The organism is Variovorax ginsengisoli (genome assembly GCF_030811835.1).
Classification (GTDB): Bacteria; Pseudomonadota; Gammaproteobacteria; order Burkholderiales; family Burkholderiaceae_C; genus Variovorax; species Variovorax ginsengisoli_C.
In genome coordinates this window covers 160,976-184,084 of record NZ_JAUSRO010000001.1, presented here as the reverse complement: position 1 = coordinate 184,084, position 23,109 = coordinate 160,976, and the positions used below count along the sequence as shown (strand labels likewise).

General features: G+C 67.1%; 23 protein-coding genes and 1 tRNA gene. 9 read left to right on the top strand and 15 right to left on the bottom strand.

The annotated features are described in order from the left end of the window. Window positions 1-8: 8 nt before the first annotated feature. The 8 genes from J2W36_RS00835 to ppk2 all read right to left on the bottom strand — a co-directional run bounded on the left by J2W36_RS00835 (window position 9) and on the right by ppk2 (window position 9,291). Window positions 9-1,331, bottom strand: coding sequence for an arylsulfatase (locus J2W36_RS00835; protein ID WP_307687757.1), 1,323 nt, complete (start codon window positions 1,329-1,331; stop codon window positions 9-11). 127 nt (window positions 1,332-1,458) lie between these two features. Further along, the gene (locus J2W36_RS00830) at window positions 1,459-2,376 is read right to left on the bottom strand and encodes a LysR family transcriptional regulator (RefSeq protein WP_307687756.1); all 918 of its coding nucleotides are present in this window, start codon (window positions 2,374-2,376) and stop codon (window positions 1,459-1,461) included. 93 nt (window positions 2,377-2,469) lie between these two features. Beyond that, window positions 2,470-3,447 carry a Bug family tripartite tricarboxylate transporter substrate binding protein gene (locus tag J2W36_RS00825; RefSeq protein ID WP_307687755.1) on the bottom strand — a complete coding sequence of 326 codons (978 nt, stop codon included), beginning with the start codon at window positions 3,445-3,447 and terminating at the stop codon, window positions 2,470-2,472. Further along, a complete protein-coding gene (locus tag J2W36_RS00820) occupies window positions 3,417-4,778 on the bottom strand; it encodes an FAD-binding oxidoreductase (protein ID WP_307687754.1) in 1,362 nt (453 codons plus the stop codon). The genes J2W36_RS00825 and J2W36_RS00820 overlap by 31 nt, the downstream gene beginning before the upstream one ends. Before the next feature lie 4 nt (window positions 4,779-4,782). Next, on the bottom strand, window positions 4,783-6,243 hold the full coding sequence (locus tag J2W36_RS00815; protein ID WP_307687753.1) for a sulfatase family protein: 1,461 nt from the start codon (window positions 6,241-6,243) through the stop codon (window positions 4,783-4,785). Window positions 6,244-6,339: 96 nt separating this feature from the next. Next, window positions 6,340-7,290, bottom strand: a complete 951-nt coding sequence (locus tag J2W36_RS00810) for a LysR family transcriptional regulator (protein WP_307687752.1) — start codon at window positions 7,288-7,290, stop codon at window positions 6,340-6,342. Continuing rightward, the gene (locus J2W36_RS00805) at window positions 7,287-8,321 is read right to left on the bottom strand and encodes an extracellular catalytic domain type 1 short-chain-length polyhydroxyalkanoate depolymerase (protein WP_307687751.1); all 1,035 of its coding nucleotides are present in this window, start codon (window positions 8,319-8,321) and stop codon (window positions 7,287-7,289) included. Before J2W36_RS00805 ends, J2W36_RS00810 begins: the two co-directional genes overlap by 4 nt. Window positions 8,322-8,376: 55 nt before the next feature. Next, window positions 8,377-9,291, bottom strand: coding sequence for a polyphosphate kinase 2 (gene ppk2 / locus J2W36_RS00800; RefSeq protein ID WP_307688019.1), 915 nt, complete (start codon window positions 9,289-9,291; stop codon window positions 8,377-8,379). 175 nt (window positions 9,292-9,466) lie between these two features. Between ppk2 and J2W36_RS00795 the strand changes: the two genes are divergently transcribed. The 7 genes from J2W36_RS00795 (at window position 9,467) to J2W36_RS00765 (ending at window position 15,735) form a co-directional block, all read left to right on the top strand. Beyond that, window positions 9,467-10,486: a transporter gene (locus tag J2W36_RS00795; protein WP_307687750.1), complete on the top strand. Its 1,020-nt coding sequence runs from the start codon at window positions 9,467-9,469 to the stop codon at window positions 10,484-10,486. 67 nt (window positions 10,487-10,553) lie between these two features. Further along, the gene (locus J2W36_RS00790; RefSeq protein WP_307687749.1) at window positions 10,554-11,408 is read left to right on the top strand and encodes a 3',5'-nucleoside bisphosphate phosphatase; all 855 of its coding nucleotides are present in this window, start codon (window positions 10,554-10,556) and stop codon (window positions 11,406-11,408) included. Beyond that, window positions 11,405-12,346, top strand: coding sequence for a DMT family transporter (locus tag J2W36_RS00785; RefSeq protein WP_307687748.1), 942 nt, complete (start codon window positions 11,405-11,407; stop codon window positions 12,344-12,346). The genes J2W36_RS00790 and J2W36_RS00785 overlap by 4 nt, the downstream gene beginning before the upstream one ends. Before the next feature lie 51 nt (window positions 12,347-12,397). Beyond that, the gene (locus J2W36_RS00780) at window positions 12,398-13,033 is read left to right on the top strand and encodes an L-threonylcarbamoyladenylate synthase (protein WP_307687747.1); all 636 of its coding nucleotides are present in this window, start codon (window positions 12,398-12,400) and stop codon (window positions 13,031-13,033) included. A 34-nt stretch (window positions 13,034-13,067) separates the two neighbouring features. Continuing rightward, window positions 13,068-13,739 carry a site-2 protease family protein gene (locus tag J2W36_RS00775; protein WP_307687746.1) on the top strand — a complete coding sequence of 224 codons (672 nt, stop codon included), beginning with the start codon at window positions 13,068-13,070 and terminating at the stop codon, window positions 13,737-13,739. A gap of 13 nt (window positions 13,740-13,752) precedes the next feature. After that, window positions 13,753-15,075: a tryptophan--tRNA ligase gene (locus tag J2W36_RS00770; protein ID WP_307687745.1), complete on the top strand. Its 1,323-nt coding sequence runs from the start codon at window positions 13,753-13,755 to the stop codon at window positions 15,073-15,075. A gap of 63 nt (window positions 15,076-15,138) precedes the next feature. Beyond that, window positions 15,139-15,735, top strand: a complete 597-nt coding sequence (locus tag J2W36_RS00765; protein WP_307687744.1) for a response regulator transcription factor — start codon at window positions 15,139-15,141, stop codon at window positions 15,733-15,735. A gap of 20 nt (window positions 15,736-15,755) precedes the next feature. Here the strand turns inward: J2W36_RS00765 and J2W36_RS00760 are convergent, their stop codons facing one another. From J2W36_RS00760 to J2W36_RS00735, 6 genes are all read right to left on the bottom strand, one after another. Beyond that, on the bottom strand, window positions 15,756-17,189 hold the full coding sequence (locus J2W36_RS00760) for a sensor histidine kinase (protein WP_307687743.1): 1,434 nt from the start codon (window positions 17,187-17,189) through the stop codon (window positions 15,756-15,758). Between the two features lie 130 nt (window positions 17,190-17,319). Continuing rightward, window positions 17,320-17,409, bottom strand: a tRNA-Ser gene (locus tag J2W36_RS00755). A 56-nt stretch (window positions 17,410-17,465) separates the two neighbouring features. Next, window positions 17,466-18,809 (bottom strand): serine--tRNA ligase, encoded by a 1,344-nt coding sequence (gene serS / locus J2W36_RS00750; protein WP_307687742.1) that lies wholly within the window; start codon window positions 18,807-18,809, stop codon window positions 17,466-17,468. 50 nt (window positions 18,810-18,859) lie between these two features. Next, the gene (locus J2W36_RS00745; RefSeq protein WP_307687741.1) at window positions 18,860-19,852 is read right to left on the bottom strand and encodes a threonine/serine dehydratase; all 993 of its coding nucleotides are present in this window, start codon (window positions 19,850-19,852) and stop codon (window positions 18,860-18,862) included. An 11-nt stretch (window positions 19,853-19,863) separates the two neighbouring features. Further along, a complete protein-coding gene (gene ispH / locus J2W36_RS00740) occupies window positions 19,864-20,835 on the bottom strand; it encodes a 4-hydroxy-3-methylbut-2-enyl diphosphate reductase (protein ID WP_307687740.1) in 972 nt (323 codons plus the stop codon). Then, window positions 20,832-21,290, bottom strand: a complete 459-nt coding sequence (locus J2W36_RS00735) for an FKBP-type peptidyl-prolyl cis-trans isomerase (protein WP_307687739.1) — start codon at window positions 21,288-21,290, stop codon at window positions 20,832-20,834. The genes ispH and J2W36_RS00735 overlap by 4 nt, the downstream gene beginning before the upstream one ends. A 61-nt stretch (window positions 21,291-21,351) precedes the next feature. Between J2W36_RS00735 and radC the strand changes: the two genes are divergently transcribed. Both radC and J2W36_RS00725 read left to right on the top strand, forming a co-directional pair. After that, on the top strand, window positions 21,352-22,029 hold the full coding sequence (gene radC, locus J2W36_RS00730) for a RadC family protein (protein ID WP_307687738.1): 678 nt from the start codon (window positions 21,352-21,354) through the stop codon (window positions 22,027-22,029). After that, window positions 22,030-22,686: a Smr/MutS family protein gene (locus J2W36_RS00725; RefSeq protein ID WP_307687737.1), complete on the top strand. Its 657-nt coding sequence runs from the start codon at window positions 22,030-22,032 to the stop codon at window positions 22,684-22,686. 3 nt (window positions 22,687-22,689) lie between these two features. Here the strand turns inward: J2W36_RS00725 and J2W36_RS00720 are convergent, their stop codons facing one another. Beyond that, window positions 22,690-23,109 (bottom strand): group II truncated hemoglobin, encoded by a 420-nt coding sequence (locus J2W36_RS00720; RefSeq protein WP_307687736.1) that lies wholly within the window; start codon window positions 23,107-23,109, stop codon window positions 22,690-22,692.

Here is a 23,109-nt window from a genome sequence, read left to right as displayed (position 1 = left end):
GCGTGCACTCAATCGGCCTTGCCCGGCGGCGTGTTCGGAAACTGCTGGCAACTCTGGTTGAAGGCCTGCACCATGCGCAGGACGGGGCCGAGCACCCAGGTGTTGAAGACCAGGACGTCGGTCTCTTCCTTGGGGTCGCGCGTGATGTTGAAAAGATAGGGCGACTCGAGCTTGCCCTTGCCCTCGTTCACCTCCGGCTCCCAGTAGAAGTGCAGCTTCCAGTCGCGCCATTTCACCGCACGCAGGTCGTTCTTGATGTAGAAAAGAAAGCCCTCACGCGCCGACTTCTCTTCTTCGCCGAAGAGGAAGGCGCGCTGGTCCACGCCATCGATGGGGCGGTCGTCCGGTAGCGGTGCGCCGGCCACGGCCGCCAGCGTGGTGAAGAGGTCGGTCACGTGCACCATTTCGTTGCTGATGCGGCCGGGCTCGATCTTGCCCGGCCAGCGCGCGATGAACGGCACGCGCAGGCTGCCTTCCATCGCGGTGTGGTACGTGCCCCGCCAGGGACCTGCGGTGCCGCGGTACGGCGCACGGAACTCCGGTCCGTTGTCGCTGCAAAAGATGAAGAGCGTGTCGTCGGCAATGCCGAGCCGCTCGACCTCGTCGACGATCTGGCCGACGCGGTGGTCCATCTCGACCATCGAATCCGCGAAGTCGCCCGCGCCGGTGCGCCCCGCGAAGTCCGGATGCGGCAAAGTCGGAAAGTGCAGGTGCACCAGCGGCAGGTACAGGAAAAAAGGCTTGCGCGCTGCATGGTGGCGCTGCATGAAGGCCTGCGAGTGTTCGACGAGTTCGGCATCGATGCCGCGGCGGCTGTCGAGGTCGTAGACCTTCACGATCTCCGACGGCTCGCCCCGACGCCCGCGCATGATGTGCGGGATGTCGGCGACCGACGGATCGAAGCCGACCGTCGAGGTGAACTGGCTTTCGTCGGTGGTGCGCGGGATGCCATACCACTCGTCGAAGCCGCGGTCCGACGGATAACGGCCCTCGATATCACCGAGGTGCCACTTGCCGAAGTGCGCCGTGGCATAGCCCTGCGCCGACAGCAGTTCGGCGAGCGTCACCTCCCAGCGCGTGAGGCCCTGCGGCAGGCCCGGCGGCACCGACTGCAGGCAACCGGTGCGGATGGGATGCCGCCCGCTCATCAGCGCGGACCGGGTCGGCACGCAGTCGCTCTCGACATTGAAGTTCTGCAGCAGCAGGCCCTGGCGGGCCAGTGCGTCGATGCGCGGCGTGGGTGCGCCGCGAAGCGCGCCGCCGCCGTAGCAGCCGAGTTCGCCCCAGCCGAGGTTGTCGGCAACGATGAGGACGATGTTGGGTGGATTCACGGTCAGTTCTCGCTGAAGCTGTAGGTCGCTTCAATCTAGCCAGACCGGTGCCAGACGCCATTCCCTGCGATAGAGAATCCGATAACGAACAGGAATGCGCGGCAACGCGCCGTGCCCCTCGCCGGGATCAGCGGGGGATGGCCGCAGCAGGCGGCGCGCTGTCCGCCAGCAATTGGTCGCGGAAGGCCGCCATCAGCGGTGACCATCGGGCCTGCGGCCGGGTGAGCAGCACCAGCGTGCGCCGCAGTTCGAGCATCGGCAAGGGCAACGCTTCGACGCGGCCGCGCCAGGCGCGCATCACCGAGGCTGGCACCAGGCCCAGCAGATCGGTGCTGGCGATCAGCCCCATCGCGGCGTCCGACATGTAGTCGGCCTCCAGCGTGACGCGCGGCGCGGGTGCGCCGGCCTGCTCGAAGATCTGCGTCACCAGGCGGCGCGCGGCGCTCTGACGGCTCGGCATGGCCCAGGCGCAATCAGCCAGGTCGGCCGGCGCCAGCGCGGTCCGCCGCGCGAGCGGATGGTCGATACGTGCAGCGACGCGCACCGTGTCCTCGCTCAGCGCCAACTGGTCGCAGCTCAAGGAGATGCCCGGATAGGACGGCACGACAGCCACGTCGAGCTCGGCCTTCGCCACCGCATCGTTGAGCGCATCGGACTTGCCGATGACCATCGCCAGGCGCAGACCGGGCCGACGGCGGACCATGTCCGACAGCACGCGCACGGCGGGGCCGTCGCTGGCCGCATTGGTCAGGCCCACGCGCAAGAGGCCCGCATGCTGCGCGCGCAGCTCGGTGGCGGAACGCATCAGCTCGATGTGCTCGGCGTCGAAGCGCCGCGCCGATTCGAGGAAGAGCTGGCCCTCGGCGGTGAGGCGAGCGCCGTGCGCGCCACGCTCGAACAGCGCAACGCCGACGGCGTCTTCCAGCCGTCGAATTGCCTTGGAGACCGCGGGCTGCGTCACGCCCACGGCATCGGCCGCACGGCCGACATGACTCTGGCGCGCCACTTCGAGGAAGTAGGTGATATCAGTGGGGGAGAAACTCATCTGTTCGACTTTGCCCCATAACGCGGTGACTGCGAAGCCGGACCTCTCCACGGCCCGGCCCCATGTCCAGGAAGCCGTGCGCCCCCTGCCGCTTCAGGCCGCTTTAATGCCGAAACGATGGATGATCTCCGAGTAGCGCTTGCTTTCATTGCGCATGCGCTCTGAAAACTTGTCTGTGGGCAACGCGACGAGGTCAGTGCCGAGCGAAGCGAGCTTGGCCTGAGTGTCGGAGCGTTTCAGAACCGCGAATGCTGCTTTTTCGAGCTGCTTTGCGGTCTCGGGCGGCGTGCGTGAAGGCACCAGCACCCCATACCAGGCCACGAAGTCGTCGTCTCGCATCAGGCCGATGGCTTCGCCCAACGTGGGCACCTCGGGCAGAAGGGGCGAGCGCTTCGGTTGCGTCACGGCCAACGGGACGAGTTTGCCGGAAGCCAGGTGCGGTAACAACGGCGGCGCGCCGACGAGTGCGAACGACACCTCACCGCCCAGTGCAGCCACTGTGGCCGGGCTCGCCCCTTTGTAGGGCACATGCACGATGTCCATGCCCGACTGCTGCTTGAGCAGTTCCACCGCAATATGTTGGGGCGTACCGTTGCCCGGCGTGCCGATGGTGATGCCGCCGGGCGCCTTGCGCGCGGTCTCCAGCGCGGCACGCAATGTCTTCGCCGACAGCGATGCATTCGCCACCAGCACGTTCGGCGACTGGGACACCAACACCAGGGGTGTGAAATCGGTCAGCGGCGCATAGGACAATTTCGGATGCAGCCACGGCACGATGGTGAGTTCGGGATTGCCCGCGAAGAGCACGGTGTAGCCGTCGGGCGCTGCCTTGGCCACGGCCTCGGCCCCGACCATGCCGCCTGCGCCCGCGCGGTTGTCGACGATCACCCCCTGCTTGAGTTCCTCTCCCATGCCCAGCGCAAGCAGCCGCGCCACGGCGTCCGCACCACCGCCGGCCGAATACGGCACGATCAGCTTGACGGCTGCGTTAGGAAAGCCCTGCGCCCATGCGGGTGCCATGGCGCCCAGCATCGAGGCGCCTAGGGTGGCGAGCGCGGTTCTGCGTTGCATCGTGTGTCTCCGTTTTTATCGTCGTCGAATATCCGGCCCGGGTTCAGTCTCTGCGCCGGGTCCATCGCCTGCTTGAGGCGCCGCATGAGTTCGATCTCGCCAGGCGAGCGCGTCATGTGAAGGTAAGGCTTCTTCAGGCGGCCCACGCCGTGCTCGGCACTGATGGTGCCGTGGCGGCCCCGCAGTGCGCGATAGGCGATCTCGTCCACCGCATGCAAGCCCTGTGCGTCGACCGGGCCACTGATCAGGTGCAGGTTGTGGTCGCCCAGGTGGCCGAGGAACAGGTGCTGCGCGTCGGGCTGCGCCAAGGCGAGCGCTGCACCGACCTCTTTCATATAGTCGGCGGTCTGCGTCCACGGCATGCCAATGTCGAGCGCGGCTGTTGGCTTCAGGTGCGTGAGCACCTCGGGGATGGACTCACGCAGGCGCCAGAAAGCCTGCCGGTGCGCGATGGTGCTCGCCAGTGCGCAGTCGTCGATATGGCCCGCCTCCATCGCATCGGCCAGCGCCGCATGCAGTTCTTCATCGGCCGACCGGTTGGGCGCGCCCGAGGCTTCGATCAGCACATGCCAAGGCATCGACGCGGCGGCCGGCGGCTCCTGGCCAGACAGCGGAGCGGCCAGTGACACGAAAGCGCCCGACATGAACTCAAAGGCGCACAGCGACGGACCGAGCCGCAACTTGAGCCCGCGCAGCAGTTCCGGCAGCGCCTCGAAGCGCGAGGCCGTCACCCAGGCCGTCGACAGCTCGCCCATCGGCGGCTGCAGCCGCAACGTGAGCCGCGTGATGATGCCCAACGTCCCTTCGGTGCCGATGAAAAGAAAGCGCGGATCGAAGCCCGTGCTGTTCTTCACCAGCCGCGACAGCGACGAGACGACGGTTCCGTCGGCCAGCACGGCCTCCACGCCGAGCACCGCATCGCGCATGGTGCCGTAGCGGATCACGCGAATGCCGCCCGCATTGGTGGCGGCATTGCCGCCGACCTGGCAGCTGCCGCGCGCGCCGAGGTCGAGCGGGAACATCCAGCCGTGCTGCGCCGCGGCCTCCTGCACCTGCTGGAGCGTGGCGCCGGCCTGCACAAGCATCACCCCTTCGAGCGCGTCGACCTCCTCGACGCGGTTCATGCGTTCCAGGTTGATCACTACGTCCCCGTCGCCCGGCACCGCGCCACCGGCAAGGCCTGTCATGCCGCCCTGCACGGTGATGCGCTGGTTCTGCACCTGGCAGCGGCGCACGATGGCAGCGACCTCGTCGGTGTTCGTCGGCCGATGGACTTCGCTTGGCGTGCCCGCGGCGACACCGCTCCAATCGTTGAGAAAACGCGCGTCCACGGGCTCAGGCCGCAGCGGGGAGCTTGACGGGCGTCGAGGTGGACGAGCCGAGCTTGTGCGCCGCTTCGGGGCCACCATGGTGTTCGATCAGTGCGGCCTGGTCGGCATGTGCCTGGGCATCCACAGCCAGGGGATCGCAGATGGCAAGCAGGGCCGCGTGCAGCTTCGCGATCACATCCGCATGCGCGGGGCTGGCGGCCAGATCGTTCAGTTCCTCAGGATCGTTCTGCAGATCGAACAGCTCGGGCGCGAAACCCACGTAGAAGTGGTACTTCCACCGCCCCTTGCGCAACATGAAACCGCCGGAGTTGCTGCCGGCTGCGTGGTATTCGCTGAGGATCGGGCGCTCCAGGTCAGGCGCCGATGTGGCCAAGTCGGTCAATGCGCGACCGGGCCGGTCGCCCATCTCGGGCGCCGGATCGATGCCAGCCCCCAGCAGGATGGTCGGGAACAGGTCGAGCAGGTCGACCGGCGTCTCGCAGACCGAAGGCGCGATGCCGGGGCCGGCGATCAGCATGGGTACCTTCGCGCTCTCTTCGTACAGCGTCGACTTGCCCCACACGCCGCGTGCACCCAGGTTGTCGCCGTGGTCCGAGGTGTAGATCACTTGCGTCGTGTCGTCCAGGCCGGCAGCACTTAGCGCACCGAGGATCTGTCCGACGTTGTGGTCGAGCCAGGTGCACAAGCCATAGTAGGCCGAGAAGGCGCGCAGGCGCTCGGCTTCATCGACGAATTTCTCGTCCGAGCCCATGAAGTCGCAGTACGCCTGCACCCACGGGTGGCGCTGGTAGCCGCTGGCCGCCGTGAGCTTGGGCTCGGGCATCTTGTCGGTCGGATAGAGCTTGTAGAACGCTTCGGGAACGACGAGCGGAAAGTGTGGCGCGACGAGGCCGACGTAGAGCACGAAGCTCTCGCTTTCAGCTTCGCTCTTGCGTGTTCCGGCGTCCTGCAGCCACTCGACGGCGCGTTGCGTCACAGCGCGGTCGTACTGCGTGTAGGAAGACTCGCCCGGGCCGATGCGCTCGCCCAGCATGCGCGGGCCGTCGGGGCGTGGGCGGTACGGGTTGCGGATCGAAGCCCACACCATGCCGTGCCCACCGACGACGTGCATCGGCAGATGCTCGGCGTCGAAACCGGCCGGGTCTTCTTCGTTGCGGTAGTGCAGCTTGCCGATGCTTTCGACGCGCACGCCGTGCTGCTGCAACACATGGCCCCAGCCGCGTTGCTCTCCCGTGTAGGGCATCGCGTTGTCCCACAGGCGCAGCTGATGCACGCGTTGTCCCGTGGCGAAGGCCGCGCGCGCCGGCACGCAGATGGGGCTGGGCGTGTAAGCGCTGGTGAAGCGCACGCCGCGCGCGGCAAGCGCGTCGAGGTTGGGAGTTTGGACGAAAGGATGCCCTGAGCAACCCATCATTCGTGGATCGTGTTCATCGGACATGATGACCACGACGTTCTTCTGTGCCATTTTTTGTCTCCGGTGAGGGCCTGTGGGCATGCCCTTTGGAAAGACTGTGATCGCGCGGGCTGGACAAATCCAATACCGTCTACGGATGGCACGAGATCATTTTTTCTTATGGGTCGAGCCGATCAGGCGTCCTTCGAGGCGGCCGTCCTGCACCATTTCGCGGATCAGCTTGACGAGCATGTCGCGCACCACCGACGCCGCTGCCGTCAAGGCCCGGTCGCGCGGCCACACCACGGCCTGCACGCGCGAGAGTTCAGGGCCCACCACGGGCCGCCCCGCAATGGCCCTTGCCGCGACGGCCTCACGGCATGCGCTGGGAGGCATGATCGAGAAGGCGAGCCCTTCTTTCACCACGCCAACAAGCATGGCGGGGCTGTTGAGTTCGTAGCGCACATCGAGTCGCCGGTCGATGGCATTGGCTGCGCGCTCGATGATCTTGCGCAGGTCGTGCGCGCGGTCGGGCTCGGCCAGCGGCAAGTCCACGACATCGGAAAAAGCGATCTCGTCCGGCTTGCGGCGCATGAGGGCATGCGCGCCGAAGAGCATGAAGCGCTCTTCGAAGATAGGCAGCGATTCCATTCCCTGCAGTTCCGACGGGCTGGGCATCACGGCCAGATGCGCTTGCCCCGATTCAACCAGCGCAGGCGCCTCGAACGACAGCCCTTCGCGCACCGTGAGCTCGACGCCAGGACACTGCGCCGCTACAGCCTTGAACAGCGGCGCGACCAACGTCCCCGCGAGCGAGCCTGCCACCCACAAACGCACCGCGCCGGCTGGGCGCGCTTCGCCGCCTTCGAGGTCGCCCTTGAGTCCATCGGCACGCGCCAGCAGTTCCATTGCGCTGGCCAACAAGCGATGTCCCGCGGCGGTGAGCTCGACGCCGCGCGGACGGCGGTCGAACAAGCTTCTGCCCAGGTCTTCTTCCAGCGCCGAGATATTCTGGCTCAGCGCCGGCTGCGCGATGTTCAGGTGCTCGGACGCACGCGAGAAACTGCGGCTGCGCGCGATTTCGACGAAGTACCTGAGCTGGCGAAGCGTGACGTTCATGCGTCCTGAAACTGCTTCGACACGAACGCCCAGATCAGCTTCGAAGCGTCCGGCCCCGCCGGGTCGCTGAAGGCCTGCCGCAAGGTGCCGCCGCTCCACGCATGGCCCAGGCCGCCGATCTCGCAAAGCCGCACGCGGGTGCGTCCGTCGCGCGTGAAGTCGGTGACGCGCATCGGCCGACGCTGGCCGCGCTGCAGCATGCGCGGCGCGCCAGGCCGCGCGCCGGTGGCGGTCGCCCACACCGCGGCGGTGTCGGTGGCATTGCCTGCGGTAACCACGCTGTCGGCATCGCCATGCAGCACCAGCAGCGGCGGAAGACTGGCTCCCACTGCGGCCGCGCCCATGGCCTTGCCGACGGCCGTGACTGGCACCACCGGCGCACGCCTGCCGCGCATCGCGCCCAGCGCGGTGGCCGACGACTGCGCCGCGCCGGGTGCGACACCCGAATGCATCGCCACGGCCTTGAAGCGGCCGGGAAAGTGGGTGGCCATCAGCACCGCCATGCTCGCACCAGCCGAGAGCCCGGCGACGGCGATGCGGTCGCGGTCCACCGGATGGAAGAGACAGACCTGGTCGATCGCAGCCATCAGCGTGGTCGCCTCGGCGCGGGCCTTGCCGGAACGGGTGTCGTACCAGTTCCAGCAACCGTGCGGATTCACCATGCGGTCCTGCTCGGGGTAGAGCACGAGGAAGCGCTCGCGCGTGGCAAGGCGGTTCATGCGCGAGCTCTCGGCGAGGTCGCGGCCGGTCTGGCCGCAGCCGTGCAGCATGACCAGCAGGGGCAGCTTCTCGCCCTGGGCCAGCTTCAGGCCGGGCGGCCGGTACAGGTGATAGCGCCGCGCCCCGGCCGGGCCGACCGCCATGCCGGCCAGCCACTCGCCCGGCCCGGGTGGCGGCTTGTTCTGCTGGACCGCCGCCTGCTGCATCTTCGCCGCGACGCGCTTGCCGGCGCCCAGCGTCGCATTGGTGAGCACGCGCAGGTTGCGCGCGTAGGCACGCGTCAGCGCGGAGGTGGTGGAACGGCGGGCCATGGGCGCACGGTAGCAGTTTCCGCGCCGCGTGCCGCGATACGCCTGAGAAATTGCCTCAGTAGCGCTCGGGCACGTACATGTTCTCAGGCACTGGCTGGCGCAGGTAGTCAGGGTTGCGCACGCGTGCGGGCAACTCGACGGGCGGGTGCGGGACGTCCTGGTAGGGCAATTGCTCGAGCAGGTGGGCGATGCAGTTCAGACGCGCCTTCTTCTTATCGACCGCCTGCACGATCCACCAGGGCGCCTCGGGGATGTGCGTGCGCTCGAGCATGACCTCTTTGGCACGGGTGTATTCCTCCCAGCGGCGGCGGCTTTCCAGGTCCATCGGGCTGAGCTTCCACTGCTTGAGCGGGTCGTGGATGCGGCCGAGGAAGCGCAGGTGCTGCTCATCGTCGGTGATGGAGAACCAGTACTTGATGAGCTTGATGCCCGATCGCACCAGCATCTTCTCGAACTCGGGCACGCTGCGAAAGAACTCCTCGTACTCGTCGTCGGTGCAAAAGCCCATGACCTTTTCGACGCCGGCGCGGTTGTACCAGCTGCGGTCGAACAGCACCATTTCGCCAGCAGCCGGGAGGTGGGCGATGTAGCGCTGGAAGTACCACTGCGTGCGCTCGCGGTCGTTGGGCGCCGGCAGCGCCGCCACGCGTGCCACGCGCGGGTTGAGCCGCTGGGTAATGCGCTTGATGACGCCGCCCTTGCCGGCGGCATCGCGCCCTTCGAAGAGGATCACGACCTTCTGCTTGCTGTGCTGCACCCAGTCCTGCAGTTCGACGAGTTCGCCCTGCAGGCGGAACAGTTCGCGGAAATAGGCCGCACGCGCTGCCTTGTCGACACTCGCCGGCGCACCGGCTTCGTCGACATGGCGGTCTTCGATTTCCAACTCGAGCTCCTCGTCGTAACTGTCGATCAGATCGCGCGCAATGCGCTGCATGAGTTCGTCGTGGTCGGGTTGCATGGGGGGCAGCATCATGAAAATGGCGCTCGAAGCGGGAAAGGTGGTTACCCGCATGCTGGCGGGCCGACATGACGTGCGCATGACAGACGCCACCCCTTGACATGCGGCTGTCACATTCTTGCGTCAGGATCGGCATCCCGATACCCGACCCCATTTCCACGCGATGACCACGCCCCCGGCTGGCGCCATGAGCCCCCTCTACGGTGGCGACGAAGCGGGCCTGATTTGCGGCTACCTTTTTGACAGTTCTGCGACAGAGGGCGCGCGCGCCATCGACTCCGCCGAGGCCGCTGCCTGGCTTGCCAGCCCCACGGACGCGGGCGATGCGTTTGTCTGGCTGCACTTCAACCTGAGCCATGCCCAGGCCGAGCGCTGGCTGGTGCGCCATGCCGAGCTGCCCGACGCCTTTTTCGAAGCGCTCAAGGACGGCTCGCATTCCACTCGCATCGAGCGCGACGAGGAGCACCTGATCGCCGTGGTGAACGACGTGCATTTCGACTTCGGTTTCGAGCCATCGGACATCGCCACGCTCTGGATCGGCGTCGGGCCGCGGCTGGTGGTCACAGCGCGCGCGCAGCCGCTGCGTTCGGTCGACGCGTTGCGTACGGCCGTGCGGCGCGGCGAGCTGCCACGCTCGCCCGTGGTGCTGCTCGAACAGCTCATGCGCACCCAGGCCGACGGGCTGGTGGGCATCGTGCGCGGCGTGACCGCCCGCGTGGACGAGATCGAGGACGAACTGCTGGCGCAACGCCTGGACCACGAACGCGCCCGCCTGGGCGTGCTGCGCCGGCTGCTGGTGCGCCTGCAGCGCCTGCTGGCACCCGAGCCTGCGGCGCTGTTCCGGCTGCTGCAGCATCCGCCGGCCTGGATGGCCGAGGACGACGTACAGGAACTGCGTGGCTCGACCGAAGAATTCTCGGTGGTGCTGCGCGACATGCAAGGGCTGCAGGAGCGCATCAAGCTGCTGCAGGAGGAAATTGCCGCCAGCGTGAACGAGGACAACAACCGCAGCCTGTTCGTGCTGACCATCGTCACCGTGCTGGCGCTGCCGATCAACATCCTGGCCGGCCTGTTCGGCATGAACGTGGGCGGCATTCCGCTGGCCGAGCACAAGCACGGCTTCTGGATCGTCGTCTCCCTGGTGGCAGGCTTCACGGCCGTGGCCGCATGGATCGCCTTTCGCAAGAAAGGCCCGAAACGCAGCTAGCCCCCACCCAGGCCGCGTGGATGGCCCGCCTCCTGCACCATTGGGGCATACGTCCTAAAATGGGTGCGTGCCCTCCATACTCAACGCCGATCTCCATTGCCATTCCGTCGTCTCCGACGGCACCCTCACCCCCGAGGAACTGGCCGTGCGCGCGGCCGGCAACGGCGTCGAGCTCTGGGCGCTGACCGATCACGACGAAATCGGCGGCCAGCACCGGGCGCGCGCCGCTGCTCATGCAGCGGGCATGAAGTACCTCACCGGCGCCGAAATCTCGGTCACCTTCGCCAATGAAACGGTGCACATCGTCGGCCTGGGCTTCGACCCCGACGACGCGGGCCTGCGCGACGGACTGATCGCCACGCGCGGCGGCCGCGGCGTGCGGGCGCAGGAAATGTCGGCGGGCCTGGCCAAGGTGGGCATCGAGGGTGCCTACGACGGTGCCCTGACGTTCGTGGGCAACCCCGAACTGATCTCGCGCACCCACTTTGCGCGCTTCCTCGTGGAGTCGGGCGTGTGCAAGGACACCGCGGAAGTGTTTCGCAAGTACCTGACCGAAGGCAAGCCGGGCTACGTGCCGCATCGCTGGGCATCGCTCAAGGACGCGGTGCACTGGATCACCGACGCCGGAGGCATCGCCGTGATCGCTCACCCCGGGCGCTACAAGTTCACGCCCAACGAGGAATACGCGCTCTTCACCGAATTCCAGGCCCATGGCGGCCGCGCCATCGAGGTCGTGACCGGCAGCCATGCGCCCGCGGAATACATCGAGTATGCGGACAAGGCCATCGAGTTCGGCTTTGCGGCCTCCCGCGGCAGCGACTTCCACAGCCCCGACGAAAGCCACGTCGACCTGGGCAAGCTGCCCCTGCTGCCCGGCACGCTCACTCCTGTCTGGGAACTGCTCGAAGACCGCATCCAGTGAGCGGCACGCCCGAGGTCGAACGCGCAGCGGTCGTCAGCACGCGCGACCTGGCGTCCGAACGCATTCTTGCGGCCATCGGGCTGGTGATCCTGGCGGTCGCCTGCTTTTCCACGCTCGACACCGCCACCAAGGTGTCCGTCACGGCGGTGCCGATTCTGATGGGCGTGTGGTTCCGCTACGCCTTCCAGGCGGTTGCCACCTCGGTCGTGCTGCTGCCCCTGCATGGCACGTCGCTGCTGCGCACCGCGCATCCGCGCTACCACGTGCTGCGCGGCGCGCTGCTGCTGGCGACCAGCATCTTCGCGTTCCTGAGCCTGCGCTACATGCCGCTGCCGGAATTCACCGCCATCGTGCTGATGGGGCCGCTGGCAGTCACGCTGCTGGCCGCCACGGTGCTCAAGGAGCAGGTCTCGCCGCTGCGGTGGACGCTGGTGGCGGGCGGCTTCGCAGGCACGCTGGTCATCCTGCGGCCGGGCGGCGGCGCCTTCAGCTGGGCAGTGCTGCTGCCGGCCGGGCTGGTGCTGACCAACGCGTGGTTTCAGGTCCTCACCAGCAAGCTCGCGCAAACCGAGAACCCGCTGACGATGCACTTCTACACCGGCTGGGTCGGTACGCTGATCGCGTCGTGCGCCCTGCCCTTCGTCTGGAGCACATTGCCGTCCTGGCACTGGTGGGCGCTGCTGTGCCTGATGGGCTTCATGGGAACGGTGGGTCATTTCCTGCTGATCCTGGCCTTTCAGCGGGCACCCGCCTCCACCCTCACGCCCTACCTGTACGCGCAGATCGGGTTCGCCATGCTTGGCGGCTGGATCATGTTTTCGCACGTGCCCGACGCCGTGTCGCTCGCCGGCATGGGGCTGATCGCGCTGTGCGGCGCGGCCGGCGCCTGGCTGACCGTGCGCGAGCGCCGCGTGCCCATCGAGCCCGCCGAGGCCTGAAATCCCCGCGAGCGGATTGCTTTCAGGCTGCTCGCCCCCACCTAGACACCTATGGCACAGTTTTTCGAAGTCCACCCAGAGAACCCGCAGCCACGGCTGCTCAAGCAGGCCGTGGCGCTGCTCGAACGCGGCGAAGTCATCGCCGTTCCTACCGATTCCAGCTATGCGCTGGTCTGCCATCTCGACGACAAGGACGCGGTCGACAAGCTGCGGCGCATCCGTCAGGTCGACGACAAGCATCACCTCACGCTGCTGTGCCGGGACCTGAGCGAGCTCGCCAACTATGCGCGCGTGGACAACAAGCAGTACCGCCTGCTCAAGGCCGCGACACCGGGGCCCTACACCTTCATCCTGGAGGCGACCAAGGAGGTGCCGCGCCGCGTGAGCCATCCGCAGCGCAAGACCATCGGCCTGCGCGTGCCCGACCACCGCGTACTCAGCGAACTGCTGGCGCTGCATGGTGCGCCGCTGCTGGCAACCACGCTGATCGCACCGGGCGAGACCGCCCCGATGAATGACGCGCAGGAAATCCGCGCGCGCTTCGAAAAGCTCATCGGTGGCGTGGTCGATGCCGGCGCCTGCCCGCTGGAGCCCACCACCGTGGTCGACCTCACGCCACTGGCCACCGGGCTCGAACCCACGCTCATTCGCGAAGGCCGCGGCGCGCTCACCGTGCTGGGCCTGTAAGCGAACGCCGGTGTGCGTCTGACACAATCGACGCGTGGATATTTCCAATCTCATTCAAACGGTCCTGATCTATGCGCTGCCCGTGATCTTCGCGATCACGGTCCATGAAGCGGCCCACGGCTACGCGGCGCGCTACTTCGGCGACGACACGGCCTACCGGATGGGGCGGGTGACGCTCAATCCGATGCGCCACATCGATCCGGTGGGCACCATCCTGATGCCGCTGATGCTCTATTTCGCGACCTCGGGCGCCTTCCTGTTCGGCTACGCGAAGCCGGTGCCAGTCAACTTCGGGATGCTGCGCAACCCCAAGCGCCACATGATCTGGGTGGCACTCGCCGGCCCAGGATCGAACTTCGCCATGGCCATCGGCTGGGCCCTGCTGCTGGTGGCCCTGGTAGCGTCCGGTATCGAAGAGACCTTTTTCATCAAGATGGCGCAGGGCGGGGTGCTCGTCAACCTCGTCATGTGGGCGTTCAACCTCTTTCCGCTGCCACCGCTCGACGGCGGCCGCGTGCTGGCGGGCCTGCTGCCGCGCGGCGGCGCACAGACCCTGCTCGCGCGCATCGAGCCCTTTGGCTTCTTCATCGTGATGGGCCTGGTGATCGCGGGCATCGTGAGCACCTACTGGCTGAGCCCGCTCATGGCACTCGGCTACCGCGCCATCCGCCTGCTGATCACTCCCTTGACTGCCCTGATGGGCTGAGTTTCTTTTTCCCATGGCCATTCCTTCCCCTGCTCCCGTCCGCGTCCTCACCGGCATCACCACCAGCGGCACGCCGCACCTGGGCAACTACGTCGGCTCGGTGCGCCATTCGGTGCGTTTCAGCCGCCAGCCTGGCGTGCAGAGCTTCTACTTCCTTGCGGACTACCACGCGCTCATCAAGGTGGGCGAACCGGCCCGCGTGCAACGCTCGACGCGCGAGATCGCCGCCAGCTGGCTGGCGTGCGGGCTCGACCCGGAGCGGGTGACTTTCTACCGCCAGTCGGACATCCCCGAAATACCGGAGCTCACCTGGTTCCTGACCTGCGTGAGCGGCAAGGGCATGCTCAACCGCGCCCATGCCTACAAGGCCTCGGTCGACAAGAACGTGGCCCGGGGCGAGGACCCCGACGCCGACGTCACGGCCGGCCTGTTCATGTACCCGGTGCTCATGGGCGCCGACATCCTGATGTTCAACGCGCACAAGGTGCCGGTGGGCCGCGATCAGGTCCAGCACATCGAGATGGCGCGCGACATGGCGCAGAGCTTCAACCATCTCTATGGCGAGCACTTCACGCTGCCCGAAGCCGAGATCGACGAGGCGGTGGCCACCCTGCCCGGTCTCGACGGGCGCAAGATGAGCAAGAGCTACAACAACACGATCCCGCTGTTCACACCCCGGGCGCAGTTGCAAAAGCTCATTGGCAGCATCGTGACCGATTCACGCGCGCCCGGCGAACCCAAGGACACCGAAGGATCGGCCCTGTTCCAGATCTACCAGGCGTTTGCCGAGCCCGAAGAAACCGAATCGCTGCGCCGCGCCTTCGCGGACGGCATCGGCTGGGGCGATGCCAAGCAGGCGGTGTTCGAGCGCATCGATCGCGAGATCGCGCCGATGCGCGCGCACTACGAATCGCTGCTCGCCGATCCGGCGCGCCTGGAGAAAATCCTGCTGGCCGGTGCCGAGAAGGCGCGGGCCATCGCCCGCCCCTTCATCGGCGAATTGCGCCATGCGGTCGGCCTGCGCAACCTGGCTGCGCAGGACGCGGGCAGCGCCAGCGCCAAGGCGGCCAAGGTCGCCAGGCCGAGCTTCAAGCAATACCGCGAGCGCGACGGCCAGTTCTACTTCAAGCTCAACGATGCACGCGGCACGCTGCTGCTGCAAAGCAAGGGCTTTGCCACGCCGCAGGAAGCCGGCCGCGCCATCGCGGCCCTTCAGGAACAGCGCGGTGCGGGCCTGGCTGCGCTGGGCGCCCAGCTGGAACCTCTCGACCATGCCGGACTTCAGGCTGCAGCCGAGGCCCTGGAAGCCTTCGCCGAACCCGCACCGGGACAATGAACCCGCCCGTTCGAGCAACCTCAGCAGCAGCCCCCAGCGCCATCTGAAAAAGAGCCATAAATCATGAGCATTTACGTCATCGACGATCACCCCCTCATGCGCGATGCCATCGTGATGGTCCTGCGCCGCCTCAAGCCGTCGGAAAACATCGTCGAACTCGATCGTCTCGACAAGCTGGAAGCCGCCGTCAAGCAACACGGCGCACCCGACCTCTTCTGCCTCGACCTGAAGCTGCCCGACGCCACCGAATGTTCAGGCGTGGTGCGCGTCAAGCAGGCCTATCCGGGCATCCCGATCGCCGTGTATTCGGCCTCGCCGGCCGCCGACATGGAAGAGGCCTGCATCGAATCGGGTGCAGACACCTACATCGAGAAATCCGCCAGCGCGGCCGAACTCGCCGCCGCACTGCGGGGCCTTCTGATGGCCGACAACGAAGGCGACGAAGCAATGGCAGCCAGCAGCAAGCTGTCCAAGCGCCAGACCCAGCTCATCGCCATGCTGGACCGTGGCATGAGCAACCGCGACATCGCCACCGAACTGGACATCAGCGAGCACACGGTGAAAGTGCACCTGTGGCGCCTGTTCCGCCGCCTGGGCGTCAAGAGCCGCACGCAGGCCCTGCACCACGCACGCAACCACGGGCTGCTGTCGAACTCCTGAGCGCCGGGAGCGCGCGGCGGCTAGCCAATGGCGCTCGAAACGCGTGCCTGCGACTCGTCGGCGTCGACCAGCGCCACACGGAACATGCTGCCTCGCCCGGGCTGCGAACGCACCGTCACCGGATGGCCCAGCGCGTGCGACAGGCGACTGACGATCGCCAGCCCCAGGCCGAAGCCATCCGATGTGCCCGAGTGGTCGGCCACCTTGTAGAACTCGAGAAAAATGTCGCCGAGGTGCTCACGCGCAATGCCGATGCCCGTGTCCCAGACCTCGACGCACAGGCCGTTGGCGGTCTGGCGCGACGCCAGCAGCACGCCGCCGCGCTCGGTGTACTTGATGGCATTGGCCAGCAGGTTGCCGATCATGCGGCGCACGCGGATCGGATCGGTCATGACGGTGCCCGGCGTTACATGCACGCGAAATTGCAGGCCCTTGGCCTGAGCCACCGGCCGATACTGCAGCTCAAGGTCGCGCAGCAGCTGGCTGACATCGACGGCTTCGATGCGCAGCTTGACCTGGCCCGCGTCGATGCGCGCCAGGTCGAACAGCGAATCGAACAGCGCATTGACCGCATGGGTGGCACGCACGATCTTCGGCGCGATTTCGTGCACCAGGTCGGGCTCGTTGCGCAGCCAGTCCGCATAGAGCGACAGCGCCAGCACCGGCTGGCGCATGTCGTGCGCCGCACTGGCCAGGAAGCGGTTCTTCATGGCGACGGCCGCCACGGCCGCCTGGCGCTGCTGCGTGAGCGACTTGATCAGGATGTGGTTGTGAAAGAGCAGCTCGAAGCTGTTGCGCGTGGTCTCATGCACCCGACGGCCGGCGCGCAGCAACAGTCCCCAATGCAGCGTGGGCAGCAGCAGAAACACATAGTGGGAATGCGGCGTGTCGAAGCCACGCTGCGCCAGCCGGAAAATCACCGCGAGCAGCATGGTGCTGAAAAGCACGTTCACATAGCGTTGCAGCAGGCGCGGATACAGCGCCAGCCCGTTCAGCGGAAAGGTGGCCACGCCGGCCACGATCAACCAGCTCATGTACTGGTTGGCCAATGGCACACGCTCGAAGAAGAGCAGCACCGACATGCCCCAAAGCACCGCACTGGCGCTCCAGAGCATGCTGTAGTGGTCGACGAAGTGCTGCTGCGCGGCAGAGTCCTGATCGGCGTACTTTTGCGCATAGCGGCGCATGCCCCACATGCGCAAGCAGGTGGCAACGCAGCCCAACGCGAGCCAGGCCAGAAGTTGCCATGCGGGCACATAGCCCCAGCTCAGCCCGGCAATGGCAGGCATCAACGCCGCAGCCACGAGATAAGAGCCGCGCGACAACCGCATGAGACTGCGGATCATCTCGCCGCGGACCCAGGATTCGGCCTCGTCCGCAGATTCGGGGGCGGTCGTGCGGCCGGCCAATGCAGAAGGGCCGTGCAGGGCGAAAGACGAAGAACGATCGTTCATTGCGTACCTGGTGCGGACGCCCCAGGCATGGCTCGGGCTGCCGCGTGAAGGATGGGGAGTCGCCGCGCCCGCAACAAATTCAGACGAAAACGCAGACGAAAAAATACCCCAGCATGTGGGGTACTTTAACTGGAGGAGAGGGAGGGATTCGAACCCTCGGTACTATCGCTAGTACGCCTGATTTCGAGTCAGGTACATTCGACCACTCTGCCACCTCTCCGGTGTCTGTCGAGCCTTCGATTATAGAGGATTTTTCAGCGTTGCCGCAAAATTTCTTCAGGCGCTGAGGATTTCCACGCCACGCAGGTAGGGGCGCAACGCCACCGGCACGCGAATCGATCCGTCTTCGTTCTGGTGGTTTTCCAGCACAGCCACCAGCGCGCGGCCCACGGCCAGGCCCGAACCGTTGAGCGTGTGCACCAGTTCGTTCTTGCCCTGGGCGTTCTTGAAGCGCGCCTGCAGACGACGCGCCTGGAACGCCTCGCAGTTCGACACCGAGCTGATCTCCCGGTAGGTGTCCTGCGCTGGCAGCCAGACTTCGAGGTCGTAGGTCTTGGTCGCGCCAAAACCCATGTCGCCGGTGCACAACAGCACCACGCGGTACGGCAGCTCCAGCGCCTGCAGCACGGCCTCGGCATGGCCGGTCATGGCTTCGAGTGCCTCGTAGCTCTTCTCCGGATGCACGATCTGCACCATCTCGACCTTGTCGAACTGGTGCTGGCGGATCATGCCGCGCGTGTCGCGGCCGGCGCTGCCCGCCTCCGAGCGGAAGCACGGCGTGTGCGCCGTGAGCTTGATCGGCAACTGCGCCTCGGGCACGACCTCGTCGCGCACGAAGTTGGTCAGCGGCACTTCGGACGTCGGAATCAGGTACAGCGCCGAATGGTCGGGCGCAGGCTCTCCGTCCTGCCCGCCCTTCTTGGCAGCGAACAGATCGCCTTCGAACTTGGGCAGCTGGCCGGTACCGCTGAGCGTGGCCGCGTTCACGATGTACGGCACATAGCACTCGGTGTAGCCGTGGCGTTCGGTCTGCAGGTCGATCATGAACTGCGACAGCGCACGGTGCAGCTTGGCGATCGGGCCCTTCATCACGGTGAAGCGCGACCCGGTCAGCTTGACGCCCATCTCGAAGTCCAGGCCCAGGGGGGCGCCCAGATCGACGTGGTCCTTCGGCGTAAAAGCCAGCGGCGTGGCCGACGCGCCAGCCCCACCCTGCGGTGCCCAGCGGCGCATCTCGACGTTGCCCGTCTCGTCTTCGCCAAGCGGCACGCTGGCATGCGGCAGGTTGGGCACGGCCAGGAGCAACGCGTGCAATTCGGGCTGGATCGCTTCCAGTCGGCGGGACTGCGATTCCTGCTCGGCCTTCAGCGCGTTGACCTCGGTCATGAGCGCCTGCACTTCGGCAGCGCCCGCCTCGCCCTTGGCCTTCAGCGGCCCGATCTGCTTGTTGAGCACATTGCGGCGCGCCTGCAGTTCCTCGGTGCGGGTCTGCAGGATCTTGCGTTCGGACTCCAGTGCCGTGAAGGCGTGGACGTCGAGGTAGGGTTGGTTTTTCTTGCGCTTTTCCAGGCCGGCGACGGCGGCAGCCAGGTCTTTGCGGAGCAGGGTGATGTCGAGCATGCCGCGATTTTAGGCGGCGCAAGCGCCGCTCTCCCCGCTCCTGGCCGATCTCACTGAAGCGTGGCAGGGTCCACGTTGGCACCGCACACGATCAGGCACACCTTATCGCCCGCGCGCGGCACGTAGGCGCCGGTCTGCAGCGCAGCCAGCGGCAGCGCCGCAGCGGCTTCCACGCCCAGCTTCATTTCCTTCCACAGCCACACCTGGGCGGCGCGGATCGCATCGTCGTCGAGCAGCAATGCATCGCGCACATGCTCCTGGGTGACCTGCCAGGCAATGTCGCCGATGCGGCGCGCGCCCAGCGAGTCGGCCGCCACGCCGCTGACGTCGACGTCCACCGGTTCGCCGGCCTCGCGGGCACGGTACAGCGTGGGCGCGCGTTCGGGCTCCAACGCGACAACGCGGCTGCGCTCACCGAACCAGCCGGCCAGGCCGCCGATCAGGCCGCCGCCGCCCACGCTCACGAGCACCGTGTCGGGCAACCCGCCCTGGGCCTCGATCTCGATGCCCAGCGTGCCGGCGCCGGCCACCACTTCGGGCTGGTCGTAGGCGTGCGTTAGCAAGGCGCCCGAATCGCGCTGGCGCGCAAGACAAGCGGCCAGCGCCTCGGCGTACATCTCGCCGACCACGGTGACCTGCGCGCCCAGCGCGCGCAGCTTGGCACGCTTGGCCTCGGGCGAAACGCCGGGCAGAAACACCTCGCAGCGCACGCCCAGGGCGCGGGCCGCGGCCGCCGTGGCGATGCCAGCATTGCCACCGGACGCCACCACGACGCCGCTGGCGGGAATGTCGTGGGCCAGCAGGCGGTTCATCATGCCGCGCGCCTTGAAGCTGCCACCGACCTGCAGGTGCTCCAGCTTCAGCCAGAGCTCGACGCCGGGCGCGAGCGCCAGGCCGAAGGTGGCGGGGGACAGCTTCCACAGCGGCGTCTCGCGCAGGAAGCCAGGCGCGCCCGCGGCGATGCGTTGCGCGGCCGCCTGGGCATCGGCATGCCAGTCGGCTGCTGGTGCTGGATTCGATGCGGGGTGGATGGAGGGGGTCATGCCGTCGCCGTTCACGAAATATGCCCTGGCAGCGACTGGTCGTCGAGCTTCAGGCCCTTGGGCAGCGGGAACTTGGTCGTTTCCTGAATGCCGTCCATCTTGCGCACGGACACCGCGCCGAGCGCGCGCACGCGGTCGATCACTTCGTCGACCAGCACCTCGGGCGCCGACGCGCCGGCCGTCAGGCCCACGCGCGACTTGCCCTCGAACCACTCAGGCCTCAATTCTTCGGCCGAGTCGACCATGTAGCTGTCGGTGCCCAGGCGCTGCGCCAGCTCGCGCAGGCGATTGCTGTTGGAGCTGGTCGGGCTGCCGACCACGATCAGGATGTCGACCTGCGGGCTCATGATCTTGACCGCGTCCTGGCGGTTCTGCGTGGCGTAGCAGATGTCCTGCTGCTTGGGCTCGCGAATCTTCGGGAAGCGTGCGCGCACGGCCGCGGCGATCTCTGCCGCGTCGTCGACCGACAGCGTGGTCTGGGTGACCACGGCCAGCTTGTCGCTCTGGCCCGGCTGCACGCGCGCCACGTCGGCCACGTCTTCGACCAGGTGGATGCCGCTGGAGAGCTGGCCCATCGTGCCTTCGACTTCCGGATGGCCCTTGTGGCCGATCATGATGAACTCGAAGCCTTCCTTGGCGAGCTTGGCCACTTCGACGTGGACCTTGGTCACCAGCGGGCAGGTGGCGTCGAACACCTCGAAGCCGCGCGCATGCGCTTCTTCCTGCACAGCCTTGCTCACGCCGTGCGCGCTGAAGATCAGCGTGGCGCCGGGCGGCACCTCGGCCAGATCCTCGATGAAGATCGCGCCCTTGGACTTGAGCTCGTTGACGACGTAGGTGTTGTGCACGATCTCGTGGCGCACGTAGATGGGCGCGCCGAACTTGGCCAGCGCGCGCTCGACGATCTCGATGGCGCGGTCCACGCCCGCGCAGAAGCCGCGCGGCTCGGCAAGCAGAATCTCGCTGACGCCGGACTCGCTCACAACACGCCGATCAGTTGAACCTCGAAGGTCACTGGCTGGCCTGCGAGCGGATGGTTGAAGTCGAACTGAACGGCGGTGTCGTTGGCGGCGATGACCGCGCCCGCATAGCTGCCCAGGCCGTCGGGCGTGGGGAACTGCACCACGTCGCCGACCGCATAGCGTTCGTCGGGGTCGCCCATCTTGGCCAGCAGGGTCTTGGCGACCCATTGCTGCATGTCGGGGTTGCGGTCGCCGAAGGCTTCACCAGCCGGAATGTCGAAAGTGGCGCGCGTGCCCTCCTCCAGCCCCATCAGGCGCTGCTCGACGGCCGGCGACAGCTCGCCGGTGCCCAGCGACAGCGTCGCAGGCTTTTCGGCGAAGGTGTTGATGATGTCGCCCGCAGGACCGGCCAGCCGGTAGTGCAGCGTGAGAAAGGCGCCGGGTGAAACCACGGCAGGGGTCGAAGGCAAAGACAAAGTGGGCGTCCCGATAAACTGGAGGCCATTTTAGGGAGGACGGGCACAGCCCGCCGCAGCAATGGCATTCAAAGACCTGCCGGCAGACGCGCGCCCGCGCGAAAAACTCATCGCGCGAGGCGCCGGTGCGCTGGGCGACGCCGAATTGCTGGCGCTGCTGCTGCGCACCGGCCTGCCCGGCAAGAACGTGCTGGTGCTGGCCGCCGAGGTGCTGGCGCATTTCGGCGGCATCGCCGGCCTGCTGCATGCGCAACCCGACGACCTGAAGCCGATCAAGGGCCTGGGTGGCACGGCCAAGCGGGCCGAACTGGTGGCGGTGCTCGAACTGGCGCGCCGCGCCATGGCACAGCAATTGCGCGAACGCGCCGTGTTCGACTCGCCCGATGCGGTCGGCCAGTATCTGCAGCTGCACCTGGCCGCGCGTTCGCACGAAATCTTCGCCGTGCTTTTTCTCGACGCGCAGCACCGCCTGATCGTGCTTGAGGAGCTGTTTCGCGGCACCCTGACCCAGACCAGCGTATACCCCCGCGAAGTGGTGGTGCGCGCGCTCCACCACCACGCCGCGGCGGTGGTGCTGGCGCACAATCACCCGAGCGGGGGCGTCGAGCCCTCGCGCGCCGACGAGGCGCTCACGCAGACGCTCAAGACCGCGCTGGCGCTGGTCGATGTGCGTGTGCTCGATCATGTGATCGTCGGCGCCGGAAAGACGCTGTCGATGGCGCAGCGAGGATTGATCTGAATGGCAAACAAGCCCACTGCACTCAAGACGTTGGCCGACCTCAAGCAGGTGCAGCACACGCTGGCGGAAACCCGCGCGCGCGAAGCAGCCGCTGCGGCCGCGCGCGCCGCCGCCGAGCAAAAACGCCTGGCCGAGCGCGACCTGTTCTCGCGCGCGATCGGCGCCACGCAGCCGCTGCGCAGGCCGGCGGCGGTGCCGCTGTCGCCCGAGCCGCCCGCCCCCATTCCGGTGCAGCACCAGCTCGACGAGCAGCGCGTGCTGCGCGAATCGCTGTCCGATGAGTTCGACGTGACCACGCTGCTCGACGTCGACGACGCCATGAGCTTCCGGCGCCCCGGCATCAGCACCGAAATCACGCGCAAGCTGCGCGCAGGCGAATGGTCGATCCAGCGCCAGCTCGACCTGCACGGCATGCGTAGCGACGAGGCCCGCGATGCCCTGGGCAACTTCATCCGCACGGCCCACAAGCACGGCATGCGCTGCGTGCGCGTGGTCCACGGCAAGGGGCTGGGTTCACCCGGCAAGCAGCCGGTGTTGAAGACCAAGACACAGCGCTGGCTGATCCAGAAGAACGAGGTGCTGGCTTTCGTGCAGGCCAAGCCGGCCGAAGGTGGCGCAGGGGCGCTGGTGGTGCTGCTGGCGCCGGTGGGGCGCTGAGCCTTACCCGCCCCGGTTGCGCATCCAGTCCGCCGTCTGGAAGAAGGAATCGCGCAGTCGCGCGCGCAGGTCGTCGGGCACCCCGGTCTCGCCCATCGCCTGGTCCATGCAGGCCAGCCACTCGTCGCGCTCGCGGATGCCGATGCTGTGGCCGCCGATGCTTTGCGGCAGGTGGCGGGCACGCAGCATCGGGTGGCCGAAGCGGTCGGTGTAATGCTGAGGACCGCCCAGCCAGCCGCACAGGAACCAGAACAGGCGCTGGCGCGCGTTGTCCAGCGTGTTGCCATGAACCGAACGCAGTTGCGCGTACGCGGGCTCCAGTTCCATCAGGTCATAGAAGCGGTCGACCAGCGCCTGCACCTTGGGCTCGCCGCCGATCCATTCGAAGGGTGTGGCGAAGGGGGTTTTCTCTTGAATCTGCAT